The sequence below is a fragment of the Bacillus sp. LR--39 genome (assembly GCF_053613335.1).
Genome location: NZ_JBSIOT010000002.1, coordinates 946,603 through 966,204, shown reverse-complemented (window position 1 = coordinate 966,204; position 19,602 = coordinate 946,603). Strand labels below are relative to the sequence as shown.

Sequence of the window (19,602 nt, the reverse complement as noted above, 5' to 3'; positions counted from 1 at the left end):
TAAGGGCGTTCGCTTTAGAGAAATATATACTTTTTTTTCCGGTAAAGATGTTATAATAGATTCATATTTACATAGGAAAGGATTTCGCATAAATGGAGATTGTAAAGGATTACCTGCTTCACTTCTCTTTTATTCTATTCCCTATTTTTCTTTATCAAGTCTTCTGGCTCAGCAAGCCTGATTTGCTTGTGCCGAGAGCGAACCGCCTGCTGGTCGCCGTATTTGCAGCGTCATCTTCCTTATTATGTACGGCTTTTCCCATCCAGGAGCTTCATTCCGTCCGTTACGGTTTGCAGCTGATTCCCATTATCGTCTGCCTGCTTTATTCCGGTACCGCCGCAGGACTTGCCGCAGGGGCGGCATCCGTTTTTTTTCAGCTCATATGGTTTGAACCTTCCGCTCTTTTTTTCTTATCCTTAATTCCTTTTTTAATCATCATCCCTATCCAGCTCCAAACGAAATGGCCTTTTTTTTCAAAGCGGAAGAAACTGCTTTTCGCTCTTCTCATCGGCTGCACTGAAACCGCCTTATTAACCGCATCTGTCTTCATCTATTCCGCGACCAATATTTTCAATTTTCAAAATCCATCTTCCGTTTACTATGAGGCGGCAGTATCTGTTTTTTTTCAAGTCAGCTCCCTTTTGCTGTGCATTTATTTGATTGAGATCATCGATGAGAATGCATCCATGCGGGCAAGGCTGATTCACTCAGAAAAAATGGCCGTCGTCAGCGAGCTTGCGGCAAGCGTCGCCCATGAAGTCCGCAATCCGCTTACGGTCGTCAGAGGTTTTGTGCAGCTGCTGTTCAGCGGCGAGCAGCTTCAGGACAAATCCCACTCCGGATATCAGAAACTTGTGCTGTCCGAACTCGACCGGGCTCAGACGATCATTACGAATTATCTCGATATGGCGAAGCAGGATGACTATGAAAAAGAAAAGTTTGATATTTCTCTGCTCGTAAAGGAAACAGGTTCCTTAATGGAGTCTTATGCCCATTTTAAATCGGTGACCGTGACTGTTCAAAGCGAGCCTGATTTATATGTGTTCGGCGATGTAAAAAAACTGAAACAGGCCTTCATTAATCTGATTAAAAACAGTATTGAAGCCGTGCCCTCTGAAAACGGCCGAATCGAGGTCTCCGTCCAAAAACAGGAAGAGATGATTCTCATTCAGATTACGGATAACGGAATCGGCATGTCCGATGAAGAACTGCAGAAACTCGGCAAACCGTATTATACGCTGAAAACGAACGGCACCGGGCTCGGGCTTACCGTGACATTCTCGATTATTCAGCATCATGAAGGCTCCGTCTATTTCACCAGCGGCGAGCACTCGGGCACAACGGCCTCAGTCAGGCTTCCGGCAGCTGTTCACTAGCCAACCGCGTTGATCTTTTATAGAATAACTAGAGAGAGGTGAACGCTATGAATACGTTTGAAATCGGCACAATCGTAAAAGGGTTTTATAAAACAGGAGCATACATAGGGGAAGTGACAGACGTCAGGCCCAATCACTATTTAGTGAAAATTAAAGCCGTTCTGACGCATCCCGCTCAAGGAGATCTTCATCATCCGAAGCAGGCGGATGTTCCGTTTTTTCATGAAAGAAGAGCGCTTGCATTCGGGGAACAGACAAACATACCGCATCAGATGGTCAAACCGTTTGATGGCGAGGTGCCTGATTATACGGCTTCCTTACAAGCGGCGTCTGCCCGGCTGAAAGATCAGCTTACAGCGGACGGCTCAGAATGGGCGGAACGTTCGCTTACCAACTTGGCCGCGTTAGAGCGTGACTATTTTAAAAGAACTTGACCCAGTCGGCATGATTGGGTTTTTTTATGTGGCCCGGCGAAACAGTTCAGTCAGATCGACGCGATCACCGATCGTCGGAGGTTTCGGTTTTTCAAGATATTGTTTATCCCGCTCGACAAGCTTGAATAATTTGTATGTCGTCCGCGCATCATCCAGCGCTTTATGATGCGTGCCCGTCCCTTTATCGCCATACTCTTCTGCCGCTTTCCAAAGGCCGGTCAATGTTCTGTCGCCGAAGAAGTTTTTGTATTCAAGGGACAGATCCCGAAGTTCTCCTTTGAACGGAAAAGGGATGTGGTTAAACATGCAATTTTGCTTTAACACTTTCATATCCATATTGCCCCAGGTGACGATCGTGCAGTTTTTATCAGGATCAAGCTCATTTAATTTGCGGATGAATTCATTAAACGTGATTCCGCCGTCCACGTCTTTTTGGGTGATGTTCAGAAAGGTTTTGCATCGTTTCGTCAGCTTCGGAAATTTTTTCGGTTTGATATAACTCGAAAACGTTTCAGTCACTTCATCATTCACCGTCTTGACAATTCCCGCTTCAATAATTTCGGGAAAGAAATTTTGCGGGCTGTATTTTCCGTCAGGCATTGTAAATTCAAAATCAATAATGAGCAGACTGCGCTGATCCACTTTTTTTACACCTGCCTTTCCTCCGATCAAAAATGATATTTTATGATAGTATATCAGTTTCCCCTCTGAAACTTTCTTCATTTTCTAAAAATAATGAATTTTCCTATATCCGCATCGAAAATACAAATACCGGATTTATTCCTATATACTTATGATTAGACACACGAAAAGTAAAGAAGGTGATGTTATTTCTGTCCGTAAGAAGAACTTCGTTGTCATTTGGATTACAAATTTCTTTATTTCCGCCAGCATGACCATGATTGTTCCGTTTCTTTCGTTATATATCGAAACGATCAGCCCCCATTCGGGCGGGTATGTGCAGAGATGGAGCGGGTATGTGTTCGGCGTCACGTTTTTAATGGCGTTTGTGATTTCCCCGTTTTGGGGCAGATTCGGCGATAAGCGCGGCTACAAAAAAATTCTCTTGATTACAGGCACCGGCATTGCCGTCAGCATTTTATTGATGGGGTTTGTGACATCCGTTTATCAGCTGTTTGTCCTGCGGCTGCTTATGGGTCTAGTAACAGGCTTTGTTCCGACATCGCTTGCCATGATTTCGGCGCAGACGCCGAAAGAGACTGCCGGGAAAACGCTCGGCACGCTGCAGATGGGTCAGGTGTCAGGCACTTTATTCGGGCCGATGCTGGGCGGGCTGCTCGCTGACAGCTTCGGGTTTACGTACACGTTTTTTATTACGTCTTTTGTTATTTTCGTATCCGTGCTTCTCGTTTTATTTCAGGTGAATGAGCAGCCGCTCGGCGAGAAACAAAACAAGCGGAAAACCTATTCCAGAAAACAGGTGCTCTCCTATATTTTTCACCAGCCCGCGCTTTGGGCGATGATGGTGCTTACCATGATCGTGCAGACCGGCAATTTCAGTATTCAGCCGCTGCTCGCTTTATATGTCAATGAGCTGCACGGACCTGTTAATTTAGCTTTTTTCTCCGGAATGGCGTTTTCAGCGACCGGACTCGGAAGCTTATTGCTTGCCCGGAAATGGGGGGACTTCGGCGACCGCTTCGGCCACAGCCGGATCTTAATCGTGCTTTTGATTGCCTCAGCGGTGTTTTTCATTCCGCAGGCGCTCGCCTCCTCCCTCTCCATTCTGTTAGTCTTCAGATTTCTGTTCGGCATGGTCATGGGCGGCACGCTCCCCTGCATTACGGCCGCGATCCGCGTCAGGGCGCCGGGCAGCATCCAGGGAGAGGTGCTCGGCTATAACGTCAGCTTTCGTTTTCTCGGAAATGTGCTCGGCCCTCTGCTCGGAGGTGCGGTCTCGAGCGGTTTTTCCATTTCGGCTGCTTTCTACGTCACCGCCTTTCTCTTTTTAATAGGCGCGGGGCTTTTATGGATGGCGGGACATCTGCAAAAGGATACAGCGTCAAATGCGGGCTGACCGGCAGCGATCACGATTTCTTCTAAATTTAACCTTCTCGTATTCTTAAAAGAATGATACGATATGGCTAGAAATCAGGAGAAAAGAGAGTGACCATGGTACGTAAAATAATCGGATGGATTTTGCTGCTCGGCATTATCCCGTTGTGTGCATTTACAGTTATTGCTTCCGGCAAAGAGGTAAAACAAATCAAGCCTTTTGATCAGGTGCTCGATAAACATATTGATTTAAAAGCGATCAACCTGGTTCAAAACAGTTACATGTATGACAGGGACGGAAGCCTTGTTTCTGAGATTGTCAGCGATCATGAGAACCGCGTGATCGTGCCCTTTAATAAAATACCGAATGAGGTAAAACAGCTGTTTTTAACCTCTGAAGACCGTCATTTTTATGAGCATAAAGGGTTTGACTTTATGGGGATGGTCAGGGCGGCCGCCTCCAATTTCAAAGATCATAAAATTGACCAGGGCGCCAGCACCATCACCCAGCAGCTGGCAAGGAATGTGTATTTAAGCCATGAACGCACCTTCAGCCGAAAACTGACGGAGCTGGCCTATTCCTATCAGCTTGAGAAAAAATACAGCAAAGATGAGATTTTAGAAGGCTACTTAAATACGATTTATTTTAATAACGGCGTATACGGTGTCGGTTCGGCGGCACAATTTTATTTCAGCAAGCCGCTGAAATCTCTCACTTTGGGAGAGATGGCCTTTATCTGCGCCATCCCTAATAACCCTACATTATATGATCCTCTCAAGCATTTTGATTATACGAAAAAACGACAAGTCAGATTGCTTAACGGATTAAAAAAAGCAGGCGTTATATCCGGGAAACAGCTGAAAAAAGCCGAAAAAGAAAAGATCAAGCTTGATATAAACGAAAAAACAAATAAATATCCTGACTATGTTTCCTATGTAAATGATGAATTCACACAGCTTGTTTCATCATCCGAAGGCTATGACAAACGTCTTGAAAAAGCTTCCGGAAAGGCGAAACAAAAAATACAGAGTGAGCTTTCCGACAGAGTCAGCACATTGTTAAAAGACGGCGTGAAGATTTATACGGCGCTGAATCCGTATATGCAAAACCAGGTCGTCGCCCAAGTGAATCAAAATCTGCCGTATGCAGGCGTCCAGGGCGGAGCGGCCGTGATTAATCATCAGACACATCAGATTATCGCGCTTTCAGGCGGGAAAGATTATCATAAATATGATTTCAACCGCGCCTATCAAGCATACAGACAGCCCGGTTCTTCCATTAAGCCGCTGCTTGATTACGGACCTTACATTGAAAAGACCGGCGCAACGCCACACAGCAAGATTGACGCAAGCAAATTCTGCAGTGCGGATTACTGCCCGCAGAACTACAATAACCGCACGTACGGTACGGTCACGCTGGAAACGGCGTTTAAATACTCGTACAACACACCGGCCATCAGAATCATGGACCGCGTCGGCGTCAATAAGGCGTTCAGCTACCTTGAACCGTTTCATTTCGCGAAGCTGGTCAGCGCGGATTACCGTCTGCCCGCGGCGCTTGGCGGTTTTACAAACGGCATGACGCCGCTTGAAATGACCAATGCGTACACCACGTTCGGCAACAACGGCGTTTATACGCCGAGTCACGCGATTACAAAAGTGACTGATTTAAAAGGAAAAACGATATTAAAATGGAAAGATGAGCCGACGCAGGTATTCAGCGTGCGGACCAACATGCAGATCAAAGAAATGATGAAAGCCGTCGTCAAAAGCGGTACAGGAAAAAAAGCGAACTTTAAAGCTCCGTACGTCGGCGGAAAATCAGGAACGTCAAATGACTATCACGATATGTGGTTTGTCGGCCTGACGGACGCTTATACGATGGGGGTATGGGTCGGAAAGGATACACCGTCAAGCGTCGAATACCTTCATGACGCAAGCCCTCAGCTTTCGATCTGGAAAAACACGCTGCAGGCAGCTTATTAAAGATAACGGAGGGGATCCGCTTTGAAACCAGCTCAGCTTCCGGACCGCGTGCTTTTGTTTGACGGCGTCTGCAACTTATGCAACGGCGCCGTTCAATTCATCATTAAACGCGATCCGGCCGGCAAAATCTCATTTGCTTCATTGCAATCAGATACCGCCCGGGAGCTTTTGGCATCAGAAGGACTTCCGACAGAACAATTTGACAGCATGATTTTTATCGAGAACGGGCGGATATACAAAAAATCCGCAGCCGTGTTAAAAGTTTCCCGTCATCTCCGCGGAGCCTGGCGGCTGTCAGCGGTTTTTTTCGCGGTGCCCCGCCCCCTCAGGGACAGAGCCTATTCTTTCATCGCCCGGCGCCGTTACAAATGGTTCGGAAAAAGGGAAGCATGCATGCTCCCCTCCCCTGAGATCAAAAATAGATTTCTGTCTTAACAAAAATGGCTAGCTTACACAGGTAAGCTAGCCATTATGCTATTATAAAGCTTGATAAAGATGTACAAAATACCGATAACAAAAGTAAACCAAAACAAAATTTCAAGCAATATAAAACCGATCAGCGAAACGATAGAGAGTGTCGAATAGATTCTGTACACCATGAAAATCAAATAAACGAGCGTAACAACGGCAAATAACGCCGCAATCCAAAAACCATTCTGCACGAGCGCAAAGGAAAGAATTCCTCCGCCTACATAAATTAAAGAGCCTAATCTGATTTTTTTCAGATTGTCCCCCTCAGGGTCATTTGTGAAAAACAAAAGAGACAGCTCTGTCACTGTGTTTGCAATCAGCTTCAAAGCCGAAAATAGCATAAAAAACACAAGGGCGAACGCTGCAAAAAGCGCCAGTCTGATCCCTTTCTCAGAGAAATAATCCAGCATCCCCTGATACATGCCGAGCGTCTGAAGTATCTTCATGACATAAAGCGAGGTAGAAATGGATAATGACGAACTAAAAAGCAGAATCGCAACGAGCGGAAAATAACCCGTCCAATAAGTATTTTTCATATAAAAAGTCCCTTTCTGTAATCTACCTCACTTATTATGGAGGACTTAAAACACATTGACAAGATAAAAAATACCATTTTTCCTCACTTTTACGAAATAAGGGCCTGATCTTCACAAACCGGCTTTTTCGGAGTAAAGTAGAACGCGGGAATGATAAACGTAAGGAAGGCTGTTATGAAAAAAACATTAAAATTGCAAACCCGATTAACGATATTCGTCTGTATTGTCGTCCTTATCGCACTTTGTATCACCTTTTTCACGATCAGCGTCCAAACAGCAGACCGCGTGAAAGAAGAAGAACGGACAACCGCGCTGCGCACCGCAAAGCTGGTCGCGGAAACACCGAGTGTCGCGCAGGCATTGCAAACAAGAAAAGGGCTGAAAGAGCTCCGGGATTATACATTAGACGTCCAGCATACGACAGGAACCGAATTTGTCGTGGTGATGGATATGAACAGCATCCGCCTCACCCACCCCGACGCAAATAAAATCGGGAAGAAATTCACCGGCGGAGACGAACAGCCGGCGATGCACGGCCATATCAAAACGAGCACATCAGCGGGGACGCTCGGAAAATCCATGAGAGCCTTCGTACCGATCTATGGAAAAGATAAAAAACAAGTGGGCGTCGTTTCGGTCGGAATTTCGCTTAACAAAATACAGGATGTCGTCAGCCACAGTTTGAGACCGCTTTATTTCATCATCTGCGTAAGTATTTTTGTCGGCGTCATCGGAGCCGTCATTGTCGCCCGCACCGTCAAAAACATTATGTACGGTCTTGAGCCTTATGAAATCGCCACCCTCCTGGAAGAGCGGAGCGCCATGCTCGAATCAACGAAGGAAGGCATTCTGGCGGTTGACGCGCGGGGAAAAATAAAGCTCGCCAATGCGGAAGCGAAACGGCTTTTTATTAAAATGGGTATTCCGACTAATCCGGTCGATCAAGATGTGAACGATATTCTCCCGAAAAGCAGGCTGAAACAGGTGATTGAAAAGAAAAAACCGCTTCAGGACAGGGATATCCGCATTAACGGACTTGAGCTGGTCTTTAATGAGGTTCCGATTCATCTGAAAGGACAAACCGTCGGAGCGATCGCCACGTTCAGGGACAAAACGGAGGTCAAACATTTAGCAGAACAGCTGTCCGGTGTTAAAATGTATGCAAACGCATTAAGAGCCCAGTCTCATGAATTCATGAATAAGCTTCATGTCATTTTAGGGCTTGTCCAGTTAAAAGAATACGATGATCTCGGCACTTACATTAAAGACATTGCCATTCAGCAGAAGACGGAAACAAGCGAGATTATAAGTGATGTCAAAAGTCCGGTTCTCGCAGGGTTTCTTCTAGGAAAACAAAGCTACATACGCGAGCAGGGCGCTGATCTGGACATTCAGCTCGGCAGCCTGATCCCGAATGCGGCAGATCCGGCCGTCATCCATGAGCTCATTACGATTATCGGAAATCTGTTAAACAACGCGCTCGACGCGGTGGCGCAGATGCCGAAAAAAAACATTACGTGCTCGATGCGGTTTCAGGATCGCCAGCTTGATATAGAGATTACGGACACGGGAGCCGGAATGTCTGCGGCAGACCAAGCCCGTATTTTTGAACAAGGTTATTCCACGAAAGGGACAAACCGGGGGTTCGGCCTCTATTTCACCCAGCAGGCAACAGAAAATTTAAAAGGCCATATGATTGTGACAAGTGAAAAGAATGAAGGAACGACTTTCAGTCTTCGCATTCCGTATGAACCGAAGGAGGAAAATGATGATTAATGTACTCATAGTTGAAGACGACCCCATGGTGGGTGAATTAAATAAGCGCTATCTCAGCCAGATTGAAGGATTTCAGCTGAAAGGGATCGCATCATCCTTTCAAAGCGCGCTGCACGTGCTGAGCGAGCATCATATCGATCTCATCCTTCTTGACATTTACATGCCGGGAAAAAACGGGCTTGAGCTTTTAACGGAAATCCGCAAGCAGAATGAATCGGTTGATGTCATCGTCATTTCGGCCGCAAGCGAGCTGGACGTCATCAAAAAAACGCTTCGGTACGGCGCCGTCGATTATTTAATCAAACCATTTGAATTTGACCGCTTTCAAACCGCTCTTTCCGACTACAGACGCAAGCAGAAAGTTTATCAATCACACAGAAGCATGACACAGAAAGAATTGGATGCCGAGCTTTTTCAAAAGAAAGAAGCGGCGGAAAAGGTTCACCTTCCGAAAGGATTGACAAAGAGCACGCTTAAACTCATCTGGGCGAGCATTGAGTCTTTCGGCGACAGTTCTTTTACTACGGAAGATCTCGCCAAGCATACTGAAATCTCGCAAGTCTCCATCCGGAAGTATCTTAAATTTCTGGAAGACATTCAAGTGCTGAATGTAGAGATGGCGTACGGCACAATCGGAAGGCCCGTCTTTCAATACCATATCAACACAGGCAATGTCAGCAGCATCAAACAATATTTATAATGTCAAAAAGCGCCGTTCCGCTGTGAACGGTGCTTTTTTACTGTCATATCCCGTGACAAAAGGCTTGAGATTCCTTTTTTGTATGCTATATAAGGATAATGACCTGGCTGATCCTCCTCTGTTTTATCCAGATGAGGAAGACGATTCATAAAATTGATATTTTTTAAAAAATAAGCAAATTTCTATTTATTTATGGCGGGTAAAATGATAAATTATGATTGGTTAGCAGATCTTTTCAGGTAAGTCATAAGTCCCGAACCTGGAAGAGACAGCCGCTTAAGGCGGGAAAAAGAGAGACGTCTCATCGTTATTATCAGAAAGTTTTTTCGATTCCGCATCCGGTACGGGGACTCAAGACTGAATTGAACGGCACAGCCATATTTTACAGGGGGGTTATATCTTTGAAAAAACGCAAAATCGGAATGGCGATGGCGCTCATCGCGGCGGCCGGAACCATATTAAGCGCATGCGGTTCAAGTGACAAAGCAAACGGCTCCGGCAGCAAAAACTTTACCGTCGGCATGGTAACGGATATCGGCGGTGTCGATGACAAATCATTTAACCAGTCCGCCTGGGAAGGCATCCAGGCATTCGGAAAAGACAACGGGCTTACAAAAGGCAAAAGCGGTTTTGACTATCTTCAATCAAAATCAGATGCAGATTATACAACGAACTTAAATAAATTAGCGCGGGAGCACTTTGACCTGATTTACGGCGTCGGGTATCTGATGCAGGATTCCATCAGCGAAATCGCCGATCAGCGCAAAGACACAAATTTTGCGATCATTGACGCCGTTGTCAAAAAAGACAACGTGGCGAGCCTTACATTTAAGGAGCAGGAAGGTTCATTCCTCGTGGGAGCGGCCGCTGCGCTATCGAGCAAAACGGGAAAAGTCGGATTCGTGGGCGGAATGGAGTCTGAATTGATCAAAAAATTCGAAATCGGCTTCCGCGCGGGTGTACAAGCCGCAAATCCGAAAGCGACCGTCGAAGTGAAATATGCGGGCGGATTTGACAAAGCCGATGTCGGCAAGGCGACGGCTGAAAGCATGTACAAATCAGGCGTTGACGTCATTTATCACGCGGCCGGCGCAACGGGAACGGGCGTCTTCACAGAAGCGAAAAATCTGAAAAAAGAAGATCCGAAGCGGAACGTATGGGTTATCGGTGTTGATAAAGACCAGTACGCGGAAGGTCAAGTCAAAGGCACAAAAGACAATGTCACTCTGACATCAATGGTCAAAAAAGTGGATACAGCCGTAGAGGACTTAACGAAAAAAGCGAGTGACGGGAAATTCCCGGGCGGCAAAACATTAACATACGGTTTGGCGCAAGATGCAGTCGGCATCTCGGATCACAAGGAGAACCTTTCTGACGATGTCATCAAAGCAACAGACGATTGGAAGAAGAAAATCGCGGACGGACTCGAGATCCCTTCAACTGAAAAAGAATTGAAATCCTTCAAGGCTGAGTAAGAACCAGGGGATAAGGAGACTTCCGTGCTTATCCCCTCTCTTTTATGAAAAGAGCGGTGAAGGAAAAGCTGCATCTCTTGCAGCTTTTCTTTTGCCAAGCTCTTTCTCATCAAAGTATCTCTGAAAAGGAGCGACAAAAATCGGTGGATTATATCATTGAAATGCTGAATATACGCAAGGAGTTTCCCGGAATCGTCGCCAATGATGACGTCACGCTTCAAGTGAAAAAAGGCGAAATACACGCCCTTCTCGGTGAAAACGGCGCCGGAAAATCGACACTCATGAACGTTTTATTCGGTCTGTATCAGCCGGAAAAAGGCGAGATCCGGGTGCGGGGCGAACGCGTTCACATCAACAGCCCGAACAAAGCCAACGATCTCGGCATCGGGATGGTGCACCAGCATTTTATGCTTGTGGACACCTTTACCGTCTCAGAAAATATCATTCTCGGAAAAGAGCCGAAAACATTCGGCCGAATTGACAGACAGCGCGCCGACCGGGACGTGCGCGATATTTCCGACCGTTACGGCCTGCACATTGATCCTGAAGCCAAAGTTGCCGATATTTCCGTCGGTATGCAGCAGCGGGCGGAAATATTAAAGACCCTCTACCGGGGCGCCGACATTCTCATTTTTGACGAGCCGACCGCGGTGCTGACTCCGCACGAAATTCAAGAACTGATTCAGATTATGAAAAATCTTGTCAATGAAGGAAAATCGATTATCCTCATCACTCACAAATTAAAAGAAATTATGGAAGTCTGCGACCGTGTCACCATTATCCGGAAAGGAAAAGGCATTACAACACTCGATGTCGCACATACGGATCAAGATGAACTGGCAAGCCTTATGGTCGGACGCGAAGTGTCATTCAAGACGGATAAAAAGCCGGCCGATCCGAAACAAGAAGTGCTTTCGCTTTCTGATGTAACGGTGAAGGACGCGCGCGGCGTTGAGGCGGTCAAGCAGCTCTCCCTCTCTGTCAGAGCCGGTGAAATCGTCGGCATTGCGGGCGTTGACGGAAACGGCCAGTCTGAATTAATTGAAGCCATTACAGGCCTCAGAAAAACGAATGCCGGCACGATCACGTTAAACGGCAAACAGCTGCAAAACATGCCGCCCAGGAAAGTCACTGAAGCCGGCATCGGGCACATTCCGCAGGACAGGCATAAACACGGGCTCGTCCTTGATTTTCCGATCGGAGAAAATATCGTGCTGCAAAGTTATTACCAAAAGCCCTACTCTTCTTTCGGCATATTAAATAAACACACGATTTATGACAAAGCGCGAAGCCTGATTGAAGAATACGATGTCAGAACACCTGATGAATATACGCCTGCGCGCGCGCTCTCCGGAGGGAATCAGCAAAAGGCCATTATCGGCCGGGAAGTGGACAGAAATCCTGATCTTTTAATTGCGGCCCAGCCGACGCGGGGACTCGATGTCGGCGCGATTGAATTCGTCCATAAAAAGCTCATTGAGCAGCGTGACGCCGGTAAAGCGGTGCTTCTGTTATCTTTTGAACTTGATGAAATAATGAATCTCAGCGATCGCATCGCCGTCATCTTTGAAGGCAGCATCATCGCAAACGTCAATCCGCTTGAAACAAACGAGCAGGAGCTCGGACTTTTAATGGCGGGAAGTAAGCAAATGGAGGCGGGGAAAACACATGATTAATCGACTTTCTCACCTGGCTGTGCCGCTGATTGCGATCATCCTTGGGTTAGCTGCGGGTGCGGTCATCATGCTCGCCAGCGGCTACAATGTCGTAAGCGGGTATTCGGCTCTTTGGAGCGGCATTTTCGGTGAAGTGTATTACATCGGGGAATCGATCCGGCAGATTACGCCATATATTTTGTCCGGATTGGCCGTGGCATTCGCATTTCGGACCGGCCTGTTTAATATCGGGGTTGAAGGACAGCTCCTTGTCGGCTGGACCGCCGCGGTGTGGGTCGGCGCTTCCTTTGACGCCCCCGCTTACATCCACCTTCCGCTTTCGTTATTGGCGGCTGCTGCTGCAGGCGGCATTTGGGGCCTGATTCCCGGATTTTTAAAAGCCCGTTTTTTTGTCCACGAAGTGATTGTCACGATCATGATGAATTATATCGCTCTTCATTTAACCAATTATCTCATTTCCGATGTCATGACGGACCACCGGGACAAAACAGACAAAATTCATGAAAGCGCGTCGCTCCGCTCGCCGTTTTTAGAGCAGCTGACAGATTACTCCCGCCTTCACTGGGGCATTCTGATCGCTCTGTTTGCGGCAGTCCTCATGTGGTTTATCATTCATAAAACAAAAAGCGGATTTGAATTCCGGGCTGTCGGCTTTAACCAGCACGCCGCACAATACGCCGGAATGAGCGTCAGAAAAAATATGATGTACGCCATGATGATTTCCGGCGCCTTCGCAGGGCTTGCCGGCGCGATGGAAGGACTCGGAACCTTTCAATACGCGGCGGTTAAGGGCGCCTTTACCGGCGTCGGCTTTGACGGCATTGCGGTTGCGCTTCTCGGCGGCAGCACGGCAATCGGCGTGGTTCTGGCGGCATGTCTTCTCGGCGGCCTTAAAGTCGGGGCATTAAATATGCCGATTGAATCCGGGGTGCCTTCTGAAGTCGTTGACATCGTCATCGCCATTATTATTTTGTTTGTGGCATCAAGCTACGCCATCCGTCTCATCCTTGATAAATTGAAGAAAAAGGGGGCGAAGTAAGTGGACTTCCTGCAGATTTTATCCATTATTGTCCCGGCAACACTCGTATATGCGGCTCCGCTTATTTTAACTGCTCTCGGCGGTGTGTTTTCTGAAAGATCTGGAGTTGTCAACATCGGTCTTGAAGGACTGATGATTATCGGCGCCTTTACAAGCGTCATGTTCAACTTATTTTTCGGACGCGAGCTTGGCGCCGCCGCTCCGTGGCTCGCCTTGGCTGCGGCAATGATTGCCGGCGGACTGTTCTCACTGATCCACGCGGCCGCCGCGGTTTCTTTCCGCGCCGATCAGACGGTAACCGGTGTGGCGATCAATATGCTCGCGTTAGGAGCGACACTGTTTATCGTCAAGCTGATCTACGGAAAGGCGCAGACTGATAAAATCCCGGAGCCCTTTTACAAAACGAACATTCCCGGGTTAAGCGATATTCCGGTTTTAGGAAAGATTTTCTTTTCCGACGTATATTATACGTCGATTTTAGCCATCGTACTGGCCTTTGTTTCCTGGTTTATTTTATTCAAAACGCCGTTCGGCCTCCGCATCCGTTCTGTCGGGGAACATCCGATGGCGGCCGATACGATGGGAATCAACGTGTTCGGCATGCGCTATATCGGCGTCATGATCAGCGGGCTGTTCGGCGGGCTCGGCGGCGGTGTATATGCTTCCACGATCGCGCTTGATTTCACGCACTCCACCATTTCCGGGCAAGGCTTTATCGCTCTCGCCGCACTGGTTTTCGGCAAATGGCATCCGATCGGCGCGCTCGGGGCTGCGCTGTTCTTCGGGTTTGCGCAGAGTTTGAGCATTATCGGCTCGCTTTTGCCCCTGTTCAAAGACATTCCGAATGTATACATGCTGATGGCTCCTTACATTCTGACCATTCTCGCGCTTGCCGGCTTCATCGGCCGCGCGGACGCGCCTAAAGCCAACGGCATCCCTTACATTAAAGGAAAACGCTGATCACCACAAAAAAAGAGTTCCGCGCCCCGGCGCCGGAACTCTTTTCATCTATAAACGATTCTGATATACTCACGCGGCTGAAACGGTGTTTGCATTGATTCAGCCGCACTCAGTTTATCTTCCGCGTATTCCGCACCGAGAAAAAAACGCTCCCATTCATCTACCTCCGTCTGCTGCCGCTCTTTGCAGAAATCATCCGCTATGAATGTTCCTGCAATAATAGAACAAAATATTCCAATACAGGCCGCCGCCTTTCTCTTCATCTGATCAGCTCCTTTTTTAAAAGCTTGATCTGAAAGATAAATGTATATACAAAGATCAGGATATTTGATAAATTTATTTTGGGTTCAAAAGACCACAAAAACACAGAAAGGAATACATTATGCCGTAGCAGGGTAAAAAAAAGTGCGATATAATTTGTACTGGGTCCTATGACCGTGAATTGATTGATTCACTCTTACATAAAGCAGTTGCTTGATGAAAAAACAAGCAAAGGAGGTCTTCTGTTGCAGCTGTTACATTTCGCGATTTTGGCGCCTTTTTTATTTGCATTTATCGTTCCCTTTCTTTATAAACGGGTAAAACAAGTCCATACAGGCTGGTTTGTGCTGATAGTGCCCGTTGTGCTGTTTGTTTACTTTATCAGCAAGCTCCCTGTCACAATGGCTGGGGAAACCGTCCGGTATGCGGCCGAATGGATTCCGTCCCTCGGTATTAACTATACCGTTTATATTGACGGACTCGGGCTGTTATTCGCTTTATTGATTACGGGCATCGGCTCTTTGGTGACGCTTTACAGTATTTTTTACTTATCGAAGGACAAAGAAAAGCTCGGCCCCTTTTATGTGTACCTGCTGATGTTTATGGGCGCGATGCTCGGCGTTGTGCTCGTCGATAACGTTATCGTTCTTTATATGTTCTGGGAGCTGACAAGCCTGTCATCCTTCTTATTAATCGGGTATTGGCATAAGCGGAAGAAATCACGCTACGGTGCGGAAAAGTCACTGCTGATTACCGTCGGCGGCGGGCTGTGCATGCTCGGCGGCTTTATCCTGCTGTATCTGATGACGGATTCTTTCAGTATCAGGGAAATGGTCAACCAGGTGCATATTATCGCAGGCCATCCATTCTTTATTCCGGCGATGGTTCTCCTGTTATTGGGGGCCTTTACGAAATCAGCGCAGTTTCCGTTTTATATCTGGCTGCCTGATGCCATGGAGGCGCCGACTCCTGTCAGCGCCTATCTGCACTCGGCTACAATGGTGAAAGCGGGCATTTATGTGATTGCCAGATTCAGTCCGGTTTTTGCATTTTCACCCGTCTGGTTTTGGACGGTTGCCTCAGTCGGTCTGATCACGATGGTATGGGCTTCCTTCAATGCGATTAAACAAACCGATTTAAAAGCGATTCTGGCATTTTCCACAGTCAGTCAGCTCGGTATGATTGTATCGATGCTCGGCGCAGGAGCCGCCGCGCTTCATTACCAGCATTCAGAGTATTTTACGGCGGCTGTCACCGCGGCTGTGTTTCACTTAATTAACCATGCTACTTTTAAAGGAAGTTTATTTATGGCGGTCGGCATTATCGACCATGAAACGGGAACACGGGACATCCGCAGGCTCGGCGGCCTGATGGCGCTTATGCCGGTAACGTTCACCGTTTCACTGATCGGAACGTTTTCCATGGCGGGCCTCCCTCCGTTTAACGGCTTTTTAAGTAAAGAAATGTTCTTTACAAGTATGCTGCGGATTGCTCATGCAGATATTTTCAGCCTGGATACGTGGGGCGTGCTGTTCCCCGTTCTCGCATGGATCGGGAGCGTCTTCACTTTCATCTACAGCATGAAGCTGTTTTTCAGAACGTTCAGCGGCGCGCGCAAACCTGATCAGCTTGAAAAGACGCCGCATGAAGCACCGCTCGGCATGCTGATTTCGCCGGTCATTCTTGCCGCTTGCGCCGTCAGTCTGTTTTTTGCACCGAACGTTTTGTCTTACAGCCTGATTGAACCGGCGATGAACTCCATTTATCCGGCTCTGTTAACCGGCGGAGATACATTTCATGTTCATATTTCCCAGTGGCACGGGGTGACGGCTGAGCTAATGATGACCCTCGGCATTATCATTGTCGGCACGATCGGTTACGTAACGCTGTCTAAATGGGAGCGTTTGTACGGTCTGTTTCCGAAAAAACTGACGCTGAACAAGCTTTACGATGCGGTGAGGGGCAGTATGGAAAAAAGATCTTACCAGCTGACGTCATCTTATATGACCGGATTTTTGCGGGATTATCTGCTGTATATCTTTGCGGCGTTTATCATTCTCATCGGAGCGGCGTTCGTGATGAAAGGCGGCTTTTCCATGACAGCGAAAGGCATGGCTGAGATCGGCCTGTATGAAATCGTGCTGTCCCTCGTTATGGTGAGCGCAACGATTGCGACTGTGTTCGCCAAATCGCGGCTGACGGCCATTATCTCACTCGGTGTTGTCGGGTACACACTCGCGCTGTTTTTCGTGATTTTCAGAGCGCCCGATCTGGCGCTCACGCAGCTAGTCATTGAGACGATATCCGTCGCCTTGTTTCTTCTTTGTTTTTACCATCTGCCGAAAATGCGGCGGAAAAAGAAGACAAGAACATTCCGGATGACGAATTTTATCATTTCTCTCGGTGTCGGCGTCATCGTGACAATGCTCGGAATCGCGTCTTCCAGCGAAAAAACAAAAGACAGCATCTCCTCCTTTTTCACCGCTTACAGCCATAAGCTCGGGGGAGGAAACAATATCGTCAACGTCATCCTCGTTGATTTCAGGGGATTTGATACGATGTTTGAAATCACGGTGCTGTCGATTGCCGCACTCGGGATTTACGGCATGATCAGAACGAAAGTAAAAGAGGAGGGAGAAGAGCGTTGAGACAGCAAAAAACAAACGACATCATCCTTCAGACGGCAACGAAGCTTGTATCTTTTATCATTCTGCTTTTCTCTTTCTATTTATTTTTATCGGGGCATAACGCTCCCGGCGGAGGATTTGTCGGCGGACTGATTACGTCTTCGGCCATCGTGCTGTTGCTTTTGGCCTTTGATTTAAAAACCGTCAAATCGATTTTGCCCGTCAATTTTATTTATGTGGCGGGCGCGGGTCTGCTTATCGCGATTGCAACGGGTGCAGGTTCGTTCTTATTCGGAGCACCCTTTCTCACCCATACATTCGGCCATTTTCATCTCCCGGTGCTTGGGAATACGGAGCTTGCGACGGCCACTTTGTTTGATTTAGGTGTGTATCTCGTTGTTGTCGGCGTGACGATGACCATTATTCAAACGATTGGAGAGGAAGAATAATGGAAATCTTAATGTCTGTCATTGCCGGTATTTTGTTTATGGCGGCAACCTACCTGCTGCTTTCTAAAAGTCTGCTGCGCGTGATTATCGGCACCGCGCTTTTAAGCCACGGCGTCCATTTGCTGCTCCTGACCATGGGCGGACTGAAAAAAGGCGCTCCTCCCATACTGGGCGGAAAAAGCACGTCGTTTGTCGATCCGCTGCCGCAGGCACTCATACTGACGGCGATCGTTATTTCGTTCGGCGTCACGTCCTTTTTGCTTGTGATGGCGTTTCGCGCCTATCAGGAACTGAAAACGGACGAAATGGATCGAATGAGGGGAAATGATCAACATGAATAACTTTGTGATATTGCCTATCCTGGTGCCGCTGCTTGCCGCAGTGCTGCTGATTTTTATGAACAGGCGCGTGATGCTGATGCGGATATTCAGCACTGCCGCTTCCTGTGTTTCCATCGTCATCAGCGCCGCTCTCGTTCAGACGGTTTTCACACACGGGATTCAGACGCTGACACTCGGCGGCTGGAAAGCGCCGTACGGCATTGTGCTCGCCGCGGATCAGCTCGCCGCACTGCTTGTTTTGACAACCGCCATAATCGGGCTGCTCGTCATCCTGTACTCCTTCCGCTCCATCGGAGAAAAAAGGGAGCGCGCTTTCTATTATTCAGGGGTGCAGTTTCTTCTGGCCGGCGTAAGCGGAGCGTTTTTGACGGGCGACCTGTTCAACATGTACGTCTTTTTTGAGCTTCTGCTTATCGCGTCCTACATGCTGATCGTGCTTGGCGGAACGAAAATTCAATTAAGAGAATCATTGAAGTATATCGTGTTTAACATTGTGTCATCCGCGTTTTTTGTCATCGGCGTCGGTTACTTATACGCGGTGACGGGCACGCTGAATATGGCTGATCTAAGCGTAAAAATAAGCGAATCGGGCCAGACCGGGCTGATCACCGTCATCGGCGTCCTTCTTCTCGTTGTATTCGGTTTAAAGGGCGGGATATTCCCGCTGTATTTCTGGATGCCGGGCTCTTATTACGCCCCGCCGGCTGCGATTTCGGCTTTATTCGGGTCTCTTTTGACGAAAGTCGGCCTGTACGCCATTTTAAGAGTATTCACCCTGATCTTTATTCATGATACGGGCTTTACCCACCAATTGATGATGTGGCTTGCGATGCTGACGGTGCTATTCGGCGTAATCGGATCTATCGCCTTTTCGGATGTCATGAAAATCGTCATCTACAATATTATTACAGCCGTCGGCGTGATTTTGTTCGGCATTGCCATGAACACGCCGGCCTCCATTCAAGGAGCGGTTTATTACTTGATTCACGATATGCTGATTAAAGGAGCGCTGTTTATGCTTGCCGGCACGCTTATCGCATTGACAGGCACTGCCAGCCTGCATAAAATGGGCGGACTGATCACCCGTTATCCCGTTTTGGGATGGATGTTCTTTATCTCAGCCATATCTTTGGCCGGCATCCCGCCGTTCAGCGGATTTGTGGGCAAGCTGAAGATCGCGGAAGGCGGGTTCGATAAGGGGGAAACATTGTTTTCCGTATTGATTCTCTTATCAAGCCTGCTTGTGCTCTATTCCGTGCTGAAGGTTTTTACGACGGCTTTTTGGGGGGAAGAAAAAGAAATTCCGGGCGCAGGCGGACGTTCCGCAAAAGGACTTCTTTATCCGGCAGCCGCTTTTCTCCTTTTGTCGCTTCTGTTCGGGCTCGGAACCGAATGGGTTTCACCGTATGTCAATCAGACGGCTGAGAATCTGCTGAATCCGGAAAAATACATTGAAGCTGTTTTGAAGGAGTAGATGGC

The 19,602-nt window shown here is 47.7% G+C and carries 18 protein-coding genes; 15 read left to right on the top strand and 3 right to left on the bottom strand.

Annotated elements, in window-relative coordinates; translation table 11 throughout:
* The first annotated feature begins 92 nt into the window (after positions 1–92).
* Both ACWHAR_RS14630 and ACWHAR_RS14625 read left to right on the top strand, forming a co-directional pair.
* Complete coding sequence (locus ACWHAR_RS14630) at positions 93–1,376, top strand: sensor histidine kinase (protein WP_032876822.1); 1,284 nt, start codon at positions 93–95, stop codon at positions 1,374–1,376.
* Between the two features lie 47 nt (positions 1,377–1,423).
* Positions 1,424–1,810 (top strand): kinase-associated lipoprotein B, encoded by a 387-nt coding sequence (locus tag ACWHAR_RS14625; RefSeq protein ID WP_032876819.1) that lies wholly within the window; start codon positions 1,424–1,426, stop codon positions 1,808–1,810.
* A gap of 24 nt (positions 1,811–1,834) precedes the next feature.
* Here the strand turns inward: ACWHAR_RS14625 and kapD are convergent, their stop codons facing one another.
* Entirely contained in the window at positions 1,835–2,452 is a 618-nt protein-coding gene (kapD, locus tag ACWHAR_RS14620) for a 3'-5' exonuclease KapD (RefSeq protein ID WP_003152084.1), read from the bottom strand.
* Between the two features lie 151 nt (positions 2,453–2,603).
* Here kapD and ACWHAR_RS14615 point away from each other — a divergent pair, with 151 nt between their 5' ends.
* The 3 genes from ACWHAR_RS14615 (at position 2,604) to ACWHAR_RS14605 (ending at position 6,247) form a co-directional block, all read left to right on the top strand.
* The gene (locus tag ACWHAR_RS14615) at positions 2,604–3,848 is read left to right on the top strand and encodes a multidrug efflux MFS transporter (protein ID WP_074534242.1); all 1,245 of its coding nucleotides are present in this window, start codon (positions 2,604–2,606) and stop codon (positions 3,846–3,848) included.
* An 89-nt stretch (positions 3,849–3,937) separates the two neighbouring features.
* Positions 3,938–5,812, top strand: coding sequence for a transglycosylase domain-containing protein (locus ACWHAR_RS14610; RefSeq protein ID WP_012118304.1), 1,875 nt, complete (start codon positions 3,938–3,940; stop codon positions 5,810–5,812).
* A gap of 21 nt (positions 5,813–5,833) precedes the next feature.
* Positions 5,834–6,247: a thiol-disulfide oxidoreductase DCC family protein gene (locus ACWHAR_RS14605; RefSeq protein ID WP_007408661.1), complete on the top strand. Its 414-nt coding sequence runs from the start codon at positions 5,834–5,836 to the stop codon at positions 6,245–6,247.
* 14 nt (positions 6,248–6,261) lie between these two features.
* On the opposite strand, the gene ACWHAR_RS14600 is transcribed toward ACWHAR_RS14605, so the two are convergent.
* Positions 6,262–6,819 carry a YufK family protein gene (locus ACWHAR_RS14600; protein WP_007613405.1) on the bottom strand — a complete coding sequence of 186 codons (558 nt, stop codon included), beginning with the start codon at positions 6,817–6,819 and terminating at the stop codon, positions 6,262–6,264.
* A gap of 174 nt (positions 6,820–6,993) precedes the next feature.
* On the opposite strand from ACWHAR_RS14600, the gene malK reads away from it, so the two are divergent.
* The 6 genes from malK to nupQ all read left to right on the top strand — a co-directional run bounded on the left by malK (position 6,994) and on the right by nupQ (position 14,445).
* Positions 6,994–8,595 (top strand): malate sensor histidine kinase MalK, encoded by a 1,602-nt coding sequence (malK, locus tag ACWHAR_RS14595; RefSeq protein ID WP_032876816.1) that lies wholly within the window; start codon positions 6,994–6,996, stop codon positions 8,593–8,595.
* Positions 8,588–9,295, top strand: a complete 708-nt coding sequence (locus tag ACWHAR_RS14590; RefSeq protein WP_029326021.1) for a response regulator — start codon at positions 8,588–8,590, stop codon at positions 9,293–9,295. The genes malK and ACWHAR_RS14590 overlap by 8 nt, the downstream gene beginning before the upstream one ends.
* A 401-nt stretch (positions 9,296–9,696) precedes the next feature.
* Positions 9,697–10,770 (top strand): BMP family lipoprotein, encoded by a 1,074-nt coding sequence (locus ACWHAR_RS14585; RefSeq protein ID WP_007408665.1) that lies wholly within the window; start codon positions 9,697–9,699, stop codon positions 10,768–10,770.
* 143 nt (positions 10,771–10,913) lie between these two features.
* Positions 10,914–12,446, top strand: a complete 1,533-nt coding sequence (locus ACWHAR_RS14580) for an ABC transporter ATP-binding protein (protein ID WP_032876989.1) — start codon at positions 10,914–10,916, stop codon at positions 12,444–12,446.
* Positions 12,439–13,485, top strand: a complete 1,047-nt coding sequence (locus ACWHAR_RS14575; RefSeq protein WP_012118308.1) for an ABC transporter permease — start codon at positions 12,439–12,441, stop codon at positions 13,483–13,485. The genes ACWHAR_RS14580 and ACWHAR_RS14575 overlap by 8 nt, the downstream gene beginning before the upstream one ends.
* Complete coding sequence (gene nupQ / locus ACWHAR_RS14570) at positions 13,486–14,445, top strand: guanosine ABC transporter permease NupQ (RefSeq protein ID WP_003152071.1); 960 nt, start codon at positions 13,486–13,488, stop codon at positions 14,443–14,445.
* A 44-nt stretch (positions 14,446–14,489) separates the two neighbouring features.
* Here the strand turns inward: nupQ and ACWHAR_RS14565 are convergent, their stop codons facing one another.
* Entirely contained in the window at positions 14,490–14,708 is a 219-nt protein-coding gene (locus tag ACWHAR_RS14565; RefSeq protein WP_032876813.1) for a hypothetical protein, read from the bottom strand.
* 243 nt (positions 14,709–14,951) lie between these two features.
* Here ACWHAR_RS14565 and ACWHAR_RS14560 point away from each other — a divergent pair, with 243 nt between their 5' ends.
* Genes ACWHAR_RS14560 through ACWHAR_RS14545 form a run of 4 tightly spaced genes read left to right on the top strand, consistent with a single transcriptional unit; the run spans position 14,952 to position 19,597 of the window.
* A complete protein-coding gene (locus tag ACWHAR_RS14560) occupies positions 14,952–17,354 on the top strand; it encodes a Na+/H+ antiporter subunit A (protein ID WP_032876810.1) in 2,403 nt (800 codons plus the stop codon).
* The gene (locus ACWHAR_RS14555; protein ID WP_007613424.1) at positions 17,351–17,782 is read left to right on the top strand and encodes a Na(+)/H(+) antiporter subunit B; all 432 of its coding nucleotides are present in this window, start codon (positions 17,351–17,353) and stop codon (positions 17,780–17,782) included. Before ACWHAR_RS14560 ends, ACWHAR_RS14555 begins: the two co-directional genes overlap by 4 nt.
* Positions 17,782–18,123 (top strand): Na(+)/H(+) antiporter subunit C, encoded by a 342-nt coding sequence (locus ACWHAR_RS14550; RefSeq protein ID WP_032876807.1) that lies wholly within the window; start codon positions 17,782–17,784, stop codon positions 18,121–18,123. Before ACWHAR_RS14555 ends, ACWHAR_RS14550 begins: the two co-directional genes overlap by 1 nt.
* Positions 18,116–19,597 carry a Na+/H+ antiporter subunit D gene (locus ACWHAR_RS14545; RefSeq protein ID WP_032876804.1) on the top strand — a complete coding sequence of 494 codons (1,482 nt, stop codon included), beginning with the start codon at positions 18,116–18,118 and terminating at the stop codon, positions 19,595–19,597. Before ACWHAR_RS14550 ends, ACWHAR_RS14545 begins: the two co-directional genes overlap by 8 nt.
* Positions 19,598–19,602: the final 5 nt, after the last annotated feature.

Bases quoted from the DNA above. Each gene is read 5' to 3' on its own strand.
- ACWHAR_RS14625 (WP_032876819.1), top strand. From the start codon at position 1,424: ATGAATACGTTTGAAATCGGCACAATCGTAAAAGGGTTTTATAAAACA.
- malK (WP_032876816.1), top strand. From the start codon at position 6,994: ATGAAAAAAACATTAAAATTGCAAACCCGATTAACGATATTCGTCTGT.
- ACWHAR_RS14600 (WP_007613405.1), bottom strand. From the start codon at position 6,819: ATGAAAAATACTTATTGGACGGGTTATTTTCCGCTCGTTGCGATTCTG.
- ACWHAR_RS14550 (WP_032876807.1), top strand. From the start codon at position 17,782: ATGGAAATCTTAATGTCTGTCATTGCCGGTATTTTGTTTATGGCGGCA.
- ACWHAR_RS14590 (WP_029326021.1), top strand. From the start codon at position 8,588: ATGATTAATGTACTCATAGTTGAAGACGACCCCATGGTGGGTGAATTA.
- ACWHAR_RS14630 (WP_032876822.1), top strand. From the start codon at position 93: ATGGAGATTGTAAAGGATTACCTGCTTCACTTCTCTTTTATTCTATTC.
- ACWHAR_RS14565 (WP_032876813.1), bottom strand. From the start codon at position 14,708: ATGAAGAGAAAGGCGGCGGCCTGTATTGGAATATTTTGTTCTATTATT.
- ACWHAR_RS14575 (WP_012118308.1), top strand. From the start codon at position 12,439: ATGATTAATCGACTTTCTCACCTGGCTGTGCCGCTGATTGCGATCATC.
- ACWHAR_RS14615 (WP_074534242.1), top strand. From the start codon at position 2,604: ATGATTAGACACACGAAAAGTAAAGAAGGTGATGTTATTTCTGTCCGT.
- ACWHAR_RS14545 (WP_032876804.1), top strand. From the start codon at position 18,116: ATGAATAACTTTGTGATATTGCCTATCCTGGTGCCGCTGCTTGCCGCA.